Consider the following 14,974-nt stretch of genomic DNA (forward strand, 5'->3'; position numbering starts at 1 on the left):
AACAATTAAATTATTTGAAAAGTGGATACGCTAAGTTATAAAACGCAATCTGCAAAAAAAGAGACAGTAGAACGCAAGTGGCACATCATCGACGCTGAAGGCGAAGTGGTTGGCCGTATGTGTACCAAAATTGCTTCTGTTCTCCGTGGGAAGCATAAGCCTTCCTACACGCCACACGTAGATACGGGCGATTACGTCATTGTTGTCAACGCAGGCAAAGTCCGGTTTACCGGCAATAAGCTGGACCAAAAGGAATACCAGCGCTACTCCGGTTACCCCGGCGGCCAGAAGTCCCGCACAGCTAAGGAAATGCTGGACAAGAAGCCAATTGGTATAGTGGAAGCTGCCGTACGTGGCATGCTGCCCAAGAACCGCCTGGGCCGTGCGATGTTCAAGAAGCTTTTCGTTTATGAAGGCGCTGAGCACCCACACGAGGCACAGAAGCCGGAAAAACTGGAACTTTAATTTTAAAAAAGCAGGACAATCTCGATAAATATGGAAATGATCAATGCCATTGGGAGAAGAAAAGCGTCTGTAGCCCGTGTTTACCTCAAGAAAGGTGAAGGCAAAATCGTTATCAACGGTAAGGACTACAAAGAGTACTTCCCTCAAAATCACATCCAATATAACCTTACGGATCCTTTTCAGACCGTAGAAGTGGAGAACATCTACGACCTGAAGATCAACGTAAATGGCGGTGGCTACAAAGGTCAGGCCGAAGCGATTCGTATGGGCATCGCCCGTGCGCTCGTCAAACTGAACGAAGACTTCCGCAAGCCGCTGAAGGACAAAAAGTATCTTACCCGTGACTCCCGCGTTGTTGAACGTAAGAAGTACGGTAAGCCTAAGGCACGTAAGAGCTTCCAGTTCAGCAAGCGTTAATTTTCGTTATTCAGTATTCGTGGCGGGCTGTCTGCGTACGGCTCGCTTCCAAATTCAAACTTTAGCAAAAAGAAAATGGAAAAGCCCACCTATAAAGATTTGTTGGATGCAGGTGTGCACTTTGGCCACCTCAAGAGAAAGTGGAACCCCAAGATGGCACCTAATATCTTCATGGAGCGCAAAGGGATTCACATCATTGACCTGAACCGCACCCTGGATAGCCTGGAGCGCGCTGGTAATGCCGCCCGCCAAATGGCGAAGTCTGGTAAGAAGATCATGTTCGTTGCGACCAAGAAGCAGGCCCGCGAAATCGTTGCCAATGCAGCGCGCGAAGTCGGCATGCCTTTCGTGACTGACCGCTGGCTTGGTGGTATGATGACCAACTTCTCCACGATCCGCCGTTCGATCAAGAAGATGAACAACATCGACCGCATGTTCCAGGATGGTACACTGGATAATGTAACCAAGAAGGAGCGCCTTACCCTGACCCGCGAGCGCAACAAGCTGGAGCGCGTACTCGGTGGTATCGCAAACCTGAACCGCCTGCCTTCTGCGGTATTCATCGTGGATATCCACCACGAGCATATCGCTGTAGCAGAGTCGCACAAGCTGGGACTGAAAACTTTCGGTATGGTGGACACCAACTCTGATCCTTCTCAGGTTGATTATGCTATCCCTGCCAATGATGATGCATCCAAGTCGATTGCCATCATCACCAACTACATGGCGGAGTGCATCCGTCAGGGCCTGAAAGACAGAGAGTCTGTCAAATCAGAAAAGGAAGCAACTGCGAAAGGCTAAGCTGCCGCGGTTCCTGGATTTTATTACCACACCATTACAATACAAGATATAATGAGTGCAAACATTTCTGCTGCCGATGTCAAAAAACTGCGCGAAATGACCGGCGCAGGTATGATGGACTGCAAAAAAGCGCTTAAAGAGGCTGAAGGCGATTTCGAAAAAGCCGTCGAGGTACTTCGTAAGAAAGGCCAAAAGGTATCTGCCAAGCGTGCAGACCGTGATGCCAACGAAGGCGTTGTTGTTGCCCTGGTTTCTGATGATAAGACCAAAGGTGTTATCGTTAAGCTGAGCTGTGAAACTGACTTCGTAGCTAAAGGCGACGAGTTCATCGGCTTCACCAACAAAGCTGCCGAACTGGCACTGCAGCATTTCCCTGATACACTGGAAGACCTGCTCAAGGTTGACATGAATGGTCTTTCTCTGGGCGATCGCGTTACCGAGCTGGTTGGTAAGATCAATGAGAAGATTGAACTTGATACCTACGAAAAACTGGAAGCAACTATGATTAGCCCGTACATCCACATGGGCAACAAAGCTGCTGTTCTTGTAGGCATGAACAAAGCAAGCGATGACATCTACGATGGTGGCCGCGACGTAGCTATGCAGGTAGCTGCCATGAAGCCGGTTGCAGTAGATAAGGATGGCGTCGACCAGTCTATCATCGACAAGGAGATCGAAATTGGTAAGGAGCAGGCGCGCCAGGAAGGCAAGCCTGAGCAAATTATCGAGAAGATCGCTATGGGTAAGCTCAACAAATTCTTCAAGGAAAACACCCTGCTGAATCAGCAGTTTGTTAAGGACAGCAACGAAACTGTGGCTTCCTTCCTGAAGAAGTTTGATAAGGAACTGACGGTTACAGACTTTAAGCATGTAACCCTCGGATAAAATTTTCGAAAGGCGGATTAGTTATCTAATCCGCCTTTTTTTATATCATTGGCCCGCAAAGGTCTGCTATGCACCATGCGTATCAGGCCTTCGTAGGATTACAGCAGTTTGCTGCGACTTTAAGCTTCAACCTCAAACAACTGGGAAATATGGCACAGCTCAAGTATAACAGAATTCTGCTCAAATTGAGCGGGGAGTCCCTGATGGGCGATCAGGGCTTCGGTATTGATTCCAAAATGCTTTCGCACTACGCTGAGCAGGTAAAAGAACTCCTTGAGCTGGGCGTGCAGGTTGCGATCGTTATCGGTGGCGGCAACATCTACCGTGGGCTACAGGCCAATGAGTCAGGCATTGAGCGGGTGCAAGGGGACTACATGGGCATGATGGCGACTGTAATTAATGGCATGGCGCTCCAAAGCGCCCTGGAAACGGTGGGTGTTTACACCCGGTTGATTTCTGCTATTGAAATGAAGCAGATTGCTGAGCCCTACATCCGCCGCCGGGCTATCCGCCACCTCGAAAAAGGCAGGGTCGTGATCTTTTCTGCCGGTACAGGCAGTCCTTATTTTACCACGGATTCTGCAGCCGCACTGCGCGCCAATGAAATCAATGCAGACGTCATTCTGAAAGGCACACGTGTGGATGGTATCTATAACGCCGACCCGGAAAAGGACGCCACCGCCACCAAATTTGACAACCTCACTTTCGCCAAGGTAATCAGCATGGGGCTGAGTGTGATGGATATGACTGCCTTTACCCTTTGCCGGGAGAACAACCTGCCGATCATCGTATTCGACATCAATACCAAAAGCAACCTCAAGGATATCGTAGAGGGCAAGCCTATTGGCACTCTTGTTGAGGGGTAGGCCGCTACTGCCCGCACCCTATAGGCGAGCCATCCGGCAATCGTGGTGCCTTGGGCAATTGATATGCCGATGGCGCCTCCCGAAATTTCTGTATCTCACCCAACATATAGCTTAGGTGAGCCCGTTCTTCCCGTTCGGGCCGGTCAGACAGCTGCTTTTCAAAGCCCCGCTCGAAAGCATCAACCTGATAGCGGGCGGCACCTGCCACCTGCGGCGCAACTTGGTCATCCCCTGCTAATCTCAATAAGTGCAACATGAGCCGCTTTTGACCTACCCTTGAAATAGCGCGTTCTGACGAGGTGTAAGCGTCGTCCATCGTTTTCCACAAGGCTTCAACGAAACGGTCAAGGTGAATGCTCTGCAAGTCACCCTGTGCCTCCTGATTGACCATCCGGGCAAGCCGCTGTGGGTGCAGCATCAGGCCAAGGGTATAATCAATTGCGGATGCTGCGGCTGCCATAGGATCAAAAACAGTACCGGTATAAGGCTCAAAATATTCTCTTCCCCGGCTGTACCCCATCGGCTGTGGAGGTATCAGACCGAGAATCTCAGCCGGTATAATCAGCTCACTTGGCTTTACCGTTCTTAATAGTGCGGTCATGGCGGCACTTTGTTCCGGCTCCGGCACAGGGCGGATAACCGGCTGACCGTCTCCCCGAAGTGCATAGGTGTAGTAATATCCGCCCAAAAGCTTACTACAGGCTGCTACCTGATACCGATGCGACAAATAAAGTGGCGTCAGTACCCGTTCCAGCGTGGACATAGGCTGCCCCTCCGGAATGTTTGCCTCCCCAAAGCGGCTCAGGGCCTCCCGCCGTAAATCCATAATGCGGTTGAGCTCCTGTGGTGCGGAAGTACCATTATCCCACAAATGAGCCAGTGGATGAGCTGTGCCGTCCGACCGCGCGCCATCGTCTGAAATGTAGTGCAGCCCTGCTTCAACACCCTCCATCAGAATGGTATTAAGGGCCTCCTTAACATTTGTTTCTTTTGAGAACTCCGTATACCCGTACCGGATCGCCAGTTTGTCCCAGTCACCGATGCCCGTATCGTAGGCTTTTGAGAAATCAACAGCCCCATCTTGCCCCAATTGTAAGAGCGGGTGCGGATAATCCATCACTGAGGCACGGTTCTTCATACTCGCAGCAAAATTATGCGCCAGCCCAAGCGTATGCCCTACTTCGTGGGCAGAAAGCTGCCTGAGCCGGGCCAGGGCCATTTCCTTTAGCCTTGGGTCAGCTACTTCTCCGGCCTCGTAGGCTTCTACCAGCCCCTGCGCGATCAGGAAGTCCTGCCGTACCCGGAGAGACCCCAAAAGTACATGCCCTTTTAGGATTTCTCCGGTGCGTGGGTCGGCTACAGTAGTGCCATAGGACCAGCCCCGGGTGCTACGGTGTACCCAGTTGATGATGTTGTAGCGTACATCCATAGGGTCTGCCCCTTCCGGCAAAACTTTGACCTGGAAGGCATCAATAAAACCTGCCGCCTCGAATGCTTCGTTCCACCAGCCGGCCCCTTCCAGCAGTGCAGACCGGATAGGCTCAGGTACTCCTGGATCAAGGTAGTAAATGACAGGCTCTACCGGCCGGCTGCGCTTGGCTTCCGGATTGGCTTTCTCTAAGCGGTGCCGGTAGATCAGCCGCTGCGTCAGAGGCGCATCAATAGGAGCAGCGTAGTCCTGAAAAGTCAGGGGAAAATAGCCCGAGCGCGGATCATAGGAACGTGGCTCGAATTCATCGTCCGGCAATTGGACAAGAGAATGGTGCATGCGTACCGAAAAGGAAGCAGGCGTAGGAGCAACCGATTTGAGCTCCTGCCCGTGAGGTGTACCTGTGAAAGTAAGCAAGGCTTCGAACTCCGTATTCTCTGGGAAGCTTCTGGTCCGGTCCAGCCAGAGAATGCTGCGCTCCTCATCGAGTTTAAAGTCTCCTTGCTTGTGTTCCTTTAAACGCTCTGCAACACCATGGGCATCGCGTATCAGAAAGGGCGTCCAGTCAATCAGCACTTTCCCATTTTCCTCCGCCTCGACTTTAAAGCCCCACAGCACAGACTGGGCAAATGCTTCTTCCACAGATTGGCGCTCCGGGAGGTTTTGAGTACGGGCACGAAACTTCAGGTTGGGCTCCTGCAGCAAGACCTTCCGCCCTTCCCGGATAAACCGGACCACTCTTGTATCCCCGAGTTGGTTGCGGTCAAGACCAATGTCATTAGAACCCAACCCGGCGGTCAGGCTGTTGATATAAAGTACCTCTTCGCCCAGTTGCTCCACTTCCAGCCAGATTTTGCCGGTCTCTTTATCGTAGTAATAGGTAAAAAAACCACTCCCGGGCTGAAGCCCTTTTGTCTTTTCCGTAATTGTGGGTAGTTGAGCATGCAGCAACATAGTCCAGCCCATCAGGACAACGGGCAGCAGGTATTTTCTCATCGCCTTTTTTCTTAAAAGTAGAGAAAAATTCAGAACTTGACGGAGAACCAAAGTCCTCTGACATGAAATATGGCCATTTGATCGCAGCGGCTTTATTTGCGCTATTTGCCTATTTCCAGCTTAATGATCCGGATCCCTGGAGCTGGGTTGCCCTTTACCTGAGTGTCAGTGCCGTAGCCCTGCTTGCCTTTTTCCGGCAATCCTTCCGGTGGCTCGCTATTGCGGGGCTCGTAGTCATTACCATTTGGGGCATACAATTGTTCCCCGCTTTCCTGGACTGGGTTTCCATGGGTGCTCCCTCCATTACCGAAGAAATGAAGACCGAACAGCCCCACATTGAGCTGACCCGGGAATTTCTCGGGCTCATGCTTTGTGCGCTGATGTTTGGCGGCTACCTCATCAGAGGCCGAAAAGGCTGGACATAACAATGATATATGATTTTTACTAATTAGAATGCATCTATCCGTGAAAAAGGGTAAATTGGAGCATTCACAGGTCCCAAGCATAATGCACAAAAATGTCACTTGAAGCCCCAACTGTTTTACAAACGCTCCTAAGATCAGTCCTCACCTTACAGCAGGCACCTTCTCTGCAAAGAGGTATTATCACTACTATTCCTGAAGTGGTGCCCCTGGTAAATACAGATGCGATATGGGTGCTCCGGTTGCCCGCTGCTGCCCCGTTCACTCCTTCACCAATTACCAGCATCCACCGTTGCGAGAGCGGCCAATGGGAAGTCCAGGAAACCTCCTTACCAGATTCCTGGCTTCGCAAACTGGAACACGAGGCGGGTTCAGAATCGTATGTGGCACTTCCATCTCCCTCCGAGAACCACCACATCATCGCTGCCCCAATCCGGTCAAAGGGCCAGGCTGCCGGCTTTTTCATTGCCCGCATACCTGTCGCTCAGGCTACCGGAAGCTCAGACCCGCTTCAGCCCATACAGCCCTATCTTGAAGGGTTGGGCGCGGCGATCTCCCGTTTTACACAGGAGAAAAAGATTAAGGTGCAACGTGACTACCTTCGAAAAATCATTGATAACATCCCCGGGCTTGTCTTTTCCAAAGACCGTGAGGGCCGTTTTGTTCTGGTAAATAAGCGCGTTGCTGAAATTTATGGCGTGCCGGTGGAAGAGCTTATCGGCAAAACAGACAGCGACTTCAACCCGCACAAACAGGAAGTGGCCCGGTACCGGGAGGAAGACCTTCGTGTACTGGATGAGGGCGCGACGATGTGGCTGCCGGAAGATAAAATCACGACTCCCAAAGGACAGGAAATACACCTGCAAACCTTGAAAATTCCTGTAACGAGTGAAGGAGAAGAAGGCACCAACAACGTACTCGGCTTATCGCTTGACATCTCCCCCTGGCTGCGTATCAAGGAGCAGGAAGCCAAAAGCAGAGAACGGTACCACAACTTCATCAAACACGCCGAAGAAGGCATTTACTTTGTGAAGTGCGATCCGCCGATCCCTCTTGAAGGGCTCACTCCGGAAGAGCAAATGGAACATTACTATGCCTCAGCTGTCATCGCAGAGTGCAATAAAGCGATGGCCAAAATGTATGGCCTGGAAGGGCCGGAGGCTCTGATCGGCAAAAAAGTCGCAGACCTGCACAAAGGGGAGGGCGAGGCTCAAAACCGGAAATCCACCCTGCAGTTCTTCAAGAAAAACTTTAAGATTAAAGACTTTGAAACCCACGAGATCACACCCGATGGAACTGAGCGCTGGTTCAACAATCATGTGGTAGGTGTATTTGAGGCCAACCACATGATAGGTATATGGGGCGGGCAAACAGACATCACTGCACGTAAACAGATGGAACTTTCCCTGCGTAAACAACGCGAGGAACTAAACTTCATTCTCGAAGGAGCGAAGGTAGCCACCTGGTACTGGGACCTGCCCGGGAAAATAGCCCGCTTCAATGACTACTTCTGGCAGCTTCTGGGGTACGATAATTCTGAAACGCCATCCAACCCCAAAGAATTCAACAACCTGGTCCATCCCGATGACCTGCCTCCTTTCATCTCCAAGGCCACCAAACACCTTGAACTGAGGAATAACCCTCAGGTGTTTGAACACGAAATGCGTTTGCGTGCTAAGGATGGCAGTTACAAATGGGTACTTAACCGTGGCCGGGCCTTAACCTGGAACGAAGAAGGGTACCCTATACAGGGTAGTGGGATTTTTGTAGACATTACCTCTCAGAAGGGCGCCATGATGCAGCTCAAAGCCCAGCAGGAACTCCTTGATATGGTTTCTGAAAGTGCTATGGTATCCTTTTGGGAGTTAGATCTTGATACAGAGCATGTAAAGATTTCTTCCACCTTCTTCAAAATTCTCGGCTTCGAAACGGATGAGTTTAAACTCACGTTGACGAGTGCCTTTGAGCTAGTACACCCTGATGACCAGGAGCCACGCTTCAACCATGCTATACAAAAAATTGAGCTGGAGGAGAGCTTCGAAGTAGAGCTCCGGCTCAGGACGAAAGAGGGTTCCTATAATTGGGTCGTCGTTCGCGGAGAACTCTATGTCCTGGAAGGCAAAAAGTACTACGCCGGCCTGCTTATTGATATCAATCAGCGCAAACAGACCGAGCTGGAACTTCAGCAAAGTCAGGAAAAGCTCAATCTGGCAATTGAAGGATCCCGGATTGGGATATGGGAATGGGATATCCCCAACAGGAAGGTTTCCAATAATGCGCTGATGTTTAAACACCTCGGCCATACACCGGAAGCCCTAACGGACCGCTATGAAGACTGGGTAAAATACCTTCATCCTGATGATGTCCCAAGGATTCAGGAAAGCTTTCACTTTCAAACCGGAGCTTCGGATAATTTCCGCCTTGACTACCGTATCAAAGATGCACAGGGCCATTACCATTGGGTCTATGATACCGGTAAAGTAACCGGGCGGAATGAAACCGGGCAGGCGATTCATGCTACTGGCATAACCGTTGACATTTCGGAGTTGAAAGCCACCGAACTCGCACTCAAGGAAAGCCAGCAGCGTACCCAACTCATTCTTGATGCCGCCAAACTAGGCTTATGGGAGTGGAATTACCAGACCGATGATTGTTTCTACAACCTCCATTGGGGCGGAATGCTGGGCTATGCACCTCATGAAATCAAGCCCGTTTCACAAACTTTTTTCGAGCTCATTCACCCGGAAGACGCCCCCCTGCTCAGAAAGGTGCTCGACGACCAACTCGCTGGCAAAACGGAGTTATTTGAAGTAGAAATCCGATTGCGTACAAAAGACGGAGACTGGAAGTGGGTGCACGATAAAGGCAGGGTCATGAGCCGCGATAAAGAGGGGCTGCCTGTAAAAATTGCTGGCATTCACATAGATATTGACCACCGGAAAGCAGCCGAAAAAGCCCTCACGGAAAGTGAAGCTTTCTTCCGCAGCTTGTTTGAAGACAGCCCGCTGGGCATATTGTTCTGCAATATGGATGGAGGCATTCAGGAAGTCAATGAAATGGCCTCTCAGCTACTGGGCTACTCCAGGCAGGAACTCACCCATAAAACGCTCAACGACCTGAGCATTGACGAACGGCTCTTTGAAGGACTGGTACATACGCTTAAGCAAGACAACACTATTAATCAGTTTGAACAGCAACTGCGCCATAAAGAAGGCCGCCAAATATGGAGCAACCTGCTCGTCAGTATTATCAGAGATATTAATGGCCAGCCTGAGAGCATTATCTGTTCTATTGAGGATATCACAAGCCGGATGGAAGCCCAGCAGGCGCTACAAGAGAGTGAGGACCTCAAACGTGCCATCCTCGATGCCCTGCCGGACCTTAAATTCCGAATTGATAAGGAACACCGCTTTGTCAGCTTCTTTGCCCCAAAGGGAGAAGCCCCGAAGCTGATCCTGCCCCCCGAGCAATTCCTGAATAAAAAAATAGACGAGGTCCTCCCGCCACACATTGCTCATGCTCTGAAAATCAATTTGAAAAAAGCACTGGAAAAAGGAGATGTGGAAACCTTTGAATATCCTCTCCCATCCAGTGAAGGCATGCGCTTCTTTGAAGCCCGGATCAACAGCATCAACCGATCAGAAGCCATCGTGGTGATCCGAGATGTGACCGAACTCAAAATTGCCCAGCAGGCATTGCAAAATAAGCTGCGGGAGCTTGACTATAACAATGAAAAGCTCACCCGCTATGTCAACAGCAATCTGCAGCTGGAAAACTTTGCCCACACTGTTTCCCATGACCTCCGGGAGCCGGTACGTACCATGAATAGCTTTTCGCAACTCCTGAAGCGCCGGTATGAAAATCAACTCGATGAGGATGCCAACTCTTATCTGGACTTTATCAGCAAGAGTGCCATTCATATGAACAAGCTCATTGAAGACTTGCTGGAGTTTGCCCGTTTCACCAATAGTGAAGACCCTGGCTTTGAAGAGGTAGACCTGAATGAGCTCCTTGTCGTAGTGCAGCAATCTCTTCGGGGGCTGATTAAAGATAAAAATGCTGATCTCATCATTCAGGAGCCACTGCCTGTCCTAAACGGCAACCCCACAAAGCTCGGGCAGCTGTTTCAAAACCTGATTTCGAACGGTATCAAATTTCAGGAAAAAGGCGTTCAGCCCAAAGTCACTATTACAGTGGAAGACCTGGACGAACACTGGCAATTTACAGTAAAGGACAACGGCATAGGCATTGATGAAGAGTACCATGGGCAGATTTTCCAGCTCTTCCGGCGGCTGCATAGCAAAAAGCTTTACCCTGGCTCGGGTATTGGGCTCGCTCTATGCAAGCGGGTAGTCGAACAGCACGGAGGAGATATCTGGGTGAAATCCAGGCCCGGTGAAGGAGCTACTTTCATTTTTACACTGCACAAAAACTTTTAGGCATGCAGGAAAACGCCATCCGTACTTACCTTGATGCGCTTTCCCGGGGAGACTTAGCTCAGCTCCTGGATTTGTTTGCTCCTCAGGCCATCGTACATTCTCCCCTCTACGGACAGCAGGCAGCCCGTAATTTCTACCCTGCCCTGCTGAAGGACAGCTCTGCATCCAATATAGAACTCCTGCATATTTTTAATACCCATAGCACAGAACATGCTGCCGTCAATTTCCTTTACCACTGGACCCTCGCTAACGGCGAACAGGTCACCTTTGACTGTGTCGATATTTTCCGCTTTGATGCAGCCGGAAAAATTACAGAGCTCAAAATTATCTACGACGCCTCGCAAACGCGGCCAGCATTGGAGCGCACTCAAAACTCCTAAGCTATAATGGTGTTGTAGAACTGCAACCCAACCTCGCTATGGCACTACTCGAATTTACCAATAAAGGCATCTACTGCCCACCCGCGGATGTTTACATCGATCCCTGGCGCCCGGTCAGTAAGGCGCTGATCACTCATGGGCACGCCGATCACTCCCGCTGGGGGCATCAGCATTACCTTTGTACCGAAGCTGCAGCACCGGTTATACGGTACCGGCTTGGCAACATCAACCTCTCCACCGTTCAGTTTGGAGAAGCAACGACCATCAACGGGGTAAAGTTCTCTTTTCATCCGGCCGGGCACATCGTTGGCTCTGCCCAGATACGCGTAGAGCATAAAGGGGAAGTCTGGGTCGCATCAGGCGATTACAAGGTAGCACCTGATGGTTTATCCGAGCCCTTCGAGCCGGTCCGCTGCCATACTTTCATCACAGAGTCCACCTTTGGGCTGCCGGTGTACCGCTGGAAACCGCAAGACACTGTTTTTGAGGAGATCAATGACTGGTGGCGGCAAAACCGGGATCAGGGGAAAGTCAGTGTTTTGGCAGCCTATGCTCTGGGGAAAGCACAACGCTTGCTGCACGGTATCGATGCCGAAATCGGGCCCATCTTCACGCACGGCGCTATTGAGAAAACCACGCAGGTCATGCGCAAACAAGGCATCAGGCTACCCGAAACCCGGCGCATCACCCAACAGTACAAATCAAAAGACTTCGAAGGCAGCCTGGTACTGGCCACCCCCTCCGCCACTGGCTCCAACTGGATGCGGCGGTTTAAGTCCGCGTCGGTAGGCATCGCCTCTGGCTGGATGGCACTGCGGGGCACCCGCCGGCGAAGGGCTGCCGACCGGGGCTTTGTCCTCTCAGACCATGCCGACTGGAACGAGCTCAATGATGCCATCAAAGCTACCGGAGCAGAACGGGTGGCGGTAACACACGGCTATACCAACCTTTTTGCCCGCTGGCTGCGGGAAGAGTGCGGGCTCGATGCCTGGGAAGCTGCAACCGAATACGAAGGCGAATCTCTGGATAAAGATGATGCCGAGGACATGGAAAACGAAAAGGACGCATGAGAGCATTTGCCAACCTCTATACCCGCCTGGACCAAACCACCAAGACCAACACCAAAGTCGCTGAACTGGCCCGCTTTTTCGATCAGGCCAATGATGAGGACCGGCTCTGGACGGTGGCCATCCTCTCCCACCGCCGCCCCAAGCGTACGGTGAATACAACCCTACTGCGGCACTGGGCTGCCGAACTCGCCGGGATTCCGCTTTGGCTGTTTGAAGAGTCCTACCATGTGGTGGGCGATCTGAGCGAAGCCATTGCCCTGACCCTGCCCAAGGCGCACAGCAGCAACAAACAGGGCCTCACCTACTGGATTGAGTACATCAAAGCGCTGGACAAGCTGGAGGAAACCGAAAAAAAGCAGCGCGTCACCGATGCCTGGATGCAAATGGACTATACCGAGCGCCTGGTCTTCAATAAACTCATTATGGGCGGGTTCCGCATTGGCGTATCCCAAAAGCTGATGGTCCGGGCGCTCGCCCAATCCACAGCAATTGATGAGAACACCCTCGCCCACCGCATCATGGGCGATTGGACACCCGACAAGACCACCTTCGAAGACCTCATCCTTACCAAAGACCCGTTAGAGGATGTTTCCAAGCCCTACCCTTTCTATCTGGCTTATGCCCTGGAAGACAGCCCGGACGATCTCGGCCTGCCGAAAGACTGGATCGCTGAGCGCAAATGGGATGGCATCCGCGGGCAGCTCATCGTCAGAAAAGGGGAACTTTTCGTCTGGTCGAGAGGCGAAGAACTAGTAACAGACAAATTTCCGGAGTATCATCCCCTCGCCGAAATCCTGCCTAATGGCACGGTTATCGACGGGGAAATCCTACCTTACAAAGACGGGCAGCCCCTAACTTTTAATGATTTGCAAACCCGGATCGGGCGTAAGAATGTCACCAAAAAAATTCTGGAAAAAGCGCCGGTAGTATTGGTAGCCTACGACTTGCTGGAGTGGGAAGGACAGGACATCAGGGAGCGCCCGATGGAAGAGCGCCGGGCACTGCTCGAACAATTGCTGGAGCAAACGGAGACGGACGGCATCCTAATGCTATCCGAACGCGTCAATTTTTCCACCTGGCAGGAGCTGGAGCCCGAGCGGCAAAATGCCCGGCAGTATCATAGCGAAGGCCTCATGCTCAAACACAAAGGCAGCCCCTACCGCTCCGGCCGCAAGAAAGGCGACTGGTGGAAATGGAAAGTTGAGCCGCTGACCATCGACGCTGTGATGATCTATGCCCAACGCGGGCACGGGCGGCGAGCCAATTTATACACCGACTTTACCTTCGCAGTTTGGGATGACAAGCAGTTGGTGCCGTTTACCAAAGCCTACTCCGGGCTGACCGACAAGGAATTCCGGGAAATCACGGCCTGGGTGCGGCGCAATACCATCGACCGGTTTGGCCCGGTGCGCAGTGTGGAGCCAGCCCATGTCTTTGAGATTGCCTTTGAGGGCATCCGAAAATCCTCCCGGCACAAGTCTGGCGTTGCTCTGCGTTTTCCCCGCATTTCCCGCTGGCGCAAGGACAAACCCCTGAAGGAAGCCAATACGCTGGAAGATTTGCATCAGCTGCTAAAGCTTTATGAAGAAGGTGGTTAAAATGTGTATTTTTGGGCCAAATTAATCCCATTAATCTCATGTTCAGAAATTGCCTTGCTTTTAGCCTGTTTGCAGCACTATTGATCGCTTTCCAGGCTTGCTCGCCTGCTGTTGCGCCGGAGGTTTATCAGGCAGCGCCTCCATCCACTTCCGTCTTCCGGGACACCCTGCCTTTCGAATTCCGGGAAGGCTTCATCGTTGTGCGGGCCCGCCTGAACGACAAAAGCATGCCGCTTGACTTCATCTGGGACAGCGGTGCTGCCGTCAGTACGATTTCACAAGCCACCCGGGAATACCTGGGGCTGCCCAACAGCATTCAGGCAGGGGCGGTCACCACGCTCGACTCTTTCCACCTTAGCGATATTACGTTCCCTTCCGTGCCCGTCGAGATTGTGAATTACGACGGCTATGCTGCCCCCAAGTGCATAGCCGAAGCTGGTGTTATTGGCGCTAATATCATCCGGCACTGCAACTGGTATATCGATTTTGATCAACAATTGCTCATCTTTTCTGACCTGGCGCAAATATTGCCCGCTCCTTCAGCTGTTCACACCCTACCCTTCAAACCTACGCCCTACGGGCAGCCGGAATTGAGAATAGCCACAGCAGCTATGGGCAAAGCTAAAGCAATAGCCAGTATAGGGCAGAGCGGCCCGGTGCGCATCAGCAGCAAGCAACTGCCTGATGCCGGCACCATGATCTACGACCGGGCGGTGGTGGACCGTTTTGCTTCAGATATTGATACGGCGGTTGTCTTTGAAAATACCGGCATTCAGATGGGCGGGCTCAATTTTCAGGGAACGCTTAAGGTACAGTCCGGCCGGCAGAATCAGATTGGCAATGCCTTGTGGGCGCAGTACAATCTCGCCCTCAACTTTAAAGAGGCCAACATTCAGCTTTCTCCAAGAGCGGAAGCTCCAACACCGGATTTCTCGCTGCCCAAATTAGGCTGGATGCCCCATTTCACCCCGAAAAGTGACCTGACGGTAGGCTTTATCGTAGTGGGCAGCCCGGCCTGGGAAGCTGGCTTGCGCATGGGCGATGTGATCAATCAGATCGACCGCAGGGCCTCTCCGGGCTGGTACAATGACTACTGTGCTTATCTGTCTAGTGTTCAGGCCCAGTTTGGGGCACCTGAGCAGATGCAGGTTTTCAAAAACGGCTCGAAGCAGCCCATTTTACTATCGGTAAAAGCGCAACCATAGA

At 51.7% G+C, this 14,974-nt stretch carries 12 protein-coding genes; 11 read left to right on the plus strand and 1 reads right to left on the minus strand.

Features of this window, described 5'->3' with window-relative positions; genetic code table 11:
* The first annotated feature begins 21 nt into the window (after positions 1-21).
* The 5 genes from rplM to pyrH all read left to right on the plus strand — a co-directional run bounded on the left by rplM (position 22) and on the right by pyrH (position 3,434).
* A complete protein-coding gene (gene rplM, locus IX84_RS04115) occupies positions 22-465 on the plus strand; it encodes a 50S ribosomal protein L13 (RefSeq protein ID WP_044216792.1) in 444 nt (147 codons plus the stop codon).
* A 30-nt stretch (positions 466-495) separates the two neighbouring features.
* The gene (gene rpsI / locus IX84_RS04120) at positions 496-882 is read left to right on the plus strand and encodes a 30S ribosomal protein S9 (RefSeq protein ID WP_044216793.1); all 387 of its coding nucleotides are present in this window, start codon (positions 496-498) and stop codon (positions 880-882) included.
* 75 nt (positions 883-957) lie between these two features.
* Positions 958-1,683, plus strand: coding sequence for a 30S ribosomal protein S2 (rpsB, locus tag IX84_RS04125; RefSeq protein WP_044216794.1), 726 nt, complete (start codon positions 958-960; stop codon positions 1,681-1,683).
* Positions 1,684-1,734: 51 nt separating this feature from the next.
* Complete coding sequence (gene tsf, locus IX84_RS04130) at positions 1,735-2,568, plus strand: translation elongation factor Ts (protein WP_044216795.1); 834 nt, start codon at positions 1,735-1,737, stop codon at positions 2,566-2,568.
* A 149-nt stretch (positions 2,569-2,717) separates the two neighbouring features.
* Positions 2,718-3,434: a UMP kinase gene (gene pyrH / locus IX84_RS04135; RefSeq protein ID WP_044217266.1), complete on the plus strand. Its 717-nt coding sequence runs from the start codon at positions 2,718-2,720 to the stop codon at positions 3,432-3,434.
* 4 nt (positions 3,435-3,438) lie between these two features.
* Here pyrH and IX84_RS04140 read toward each other — a convergent pair whose 3' ends face one another.
* Positions 3,439-5,859, minus strand: a complete 2,421-nt coding sequence (locus IX84_RS04140; protein WP_044216797.1) for a zinc-dependent metalloprotease — start codon at positions 5,857-5,859, stop codon at positions 3,439-3,441.
* A gap of 62 nt (positions 5,860-5,921) precedes the next feature.
* Between IX84_RS04140 and IX84_RS04145 the strand changes: the two genes are divergently transcribed.
* The 6 genes from IX84_RS04145 (at position 5,922) to IX84_RS04170 (ending at position 14,973) form a co-directional block, all read left to right on the plus strand.
* Positions 5,922-6,284, plus strand: a complete 363-nt coding sequence (locus IX84_RS04145) for a transmembrane 220 family protein (protein ID WP_044216798.1) — start codon at positions 5,922-5,924, stop codon at positions 6,282-6,284.
* A gap of 92 nt (positions 6,285-6,376) precedes the next feature.
* Positions 6,377-10,720 (plus strand): PAS domain-containing sensor histidine kinase, encoded by a 4,344-nt coding sequence (locus tag IX84_RS04150; RefSeq protein WP_044216800.1) that lies wholly within the window; start codon positions 6,377-6,379, stop codon positions 10,718-10,720.
* 2 nt (positions 10,721-10,722) lie between these two features.
* A complete protein-coding gene (locus IX84_RS04155; RefSeq protein WP_044216802.1) occupies positions 10,723-11,100 on the plus strand; it encodes a nuclear transport factor 2 family protein in 378 nt (125 codons plus the stop codon).
* Positions 11,101-11,138: 38 nt separating this feature from the next.
* Positions 11,139-12,170: a ligase-associated DNA damage response exonuclease gene (locus IX84_RS04160; protein ID WP_044216804.1), complete on the plus strand. Its 1,032-nt coding sequence runs from the start codon at positions 11,139-11,141 to the stop codon at positions 12,168-12,170.
* Positions 12,167-13,768 (plus strand): ATP-dependent DNA ligase, encoded by a 1,602-nt coding sequence (locus tag IX84_RS04165; protein ID WP_044216805.1) that lies wholly within the window; start codon positions 12,167-12,169, stop codon positions 13,766-13,768. Before IX84_RS04160 ends, IX84_RS04165 begins: the two co-directional genes overlap by 4 nt.
* A 38-nt stretch (positions 13,769-13,806) precedes the next feature.
* Complete coding sequence (locus IX84_RS04170; protein WP_044216806.1) at positions 13,807-14,973, plus strand: hypothetical protein; 1,167 nt, start codon at positions 13,807-13,809, stop codon at positions 14,971-14,973.
* Position 14,974: the final 1 nt, after the last annotated feature.

This window comes from Phaeodactylibacter xiamenensis (assembly GCF_000759025.1).
GTDB classification, from domain to species: Bacteria; Bacteroidota; Bacteroidia; order Chitinophagales; family Saprospiraceae; genus Phaeodactylibacter; species Phaeodactylibacter xiamenensis.

Coding starts and splice junctions, on each gene's coding strand:
- rpsB (WP_044216794.1), top strand. CDS start 958: ATGGAAAAGCCCACCTATAAAGATTTGTTGGATGCAGGTGTGCACTTT.
- IX84_RS04160 (WP_044216804.1), top strand. CDS start 11,139: ATGGCACTACTCGAATTTACCAATAAAGGCATCTACTGCCCACCCGCG.
- tsf (WP_044216795.1), top strand. CDS start 1,735: ATGAGTGCAAACATTTCTGCTGCCGATGTCAAAAAACTGCGCGAAATG.
- IX84_RS04140 (WP_044216797.1), bottom strand. CDS start 5,859: ATGAGAAAATACCTGCTGCCCGTTGTCCTGATGGGCTGGACTATGTTG.
- IX84_RS04165 (WP_044216805.1), top strand. CDS start 12,167: ATGAGAGCATTTGCCAACCTCTATACCCGCCTGGACCAAACCACCAAG.
- pyrH (WP_044217266.1), top strand. CDS start 2,718: ATGGCACAGCTCAAGTATAACAGAATTCTGCTCAAATTGAGCGGGGAG.
- IX84_RS04155 (WP_044216802.1), top strand. CDS start 10,723: ATGCAGGAAAACGCCATCCGTACTTACCTTGATGCGCTTTCCCGGGGA.
- rpsI (WP_044216793.1), top strand. CDS start 496: ATGGAAATGATCAATGCCATTGGGAGAAGAAAAGCGTCTGTAGCCCGT.
- IX84_RS04170 (WP_044216806.1), top strand. CDS start 13,807: ATGTTCAGAAATTGCCTTGCTTTTAGCCTGTTTGCAGCACTATTGATC.
- IX84_RS04145 (WP_044216798.1), top strand. CDS start 5,922: ATGAAATATGGCCATTTGATCGCAGCGGCTTTATTTGCGCTATTTGCC.
- IX84_RS04150 (WP_044216800.1), top strand. CDS start 6,377: ATGTCACTTGAAGCCCCAACTGTTTTACAAACGCTCCTAAGATCAGTC.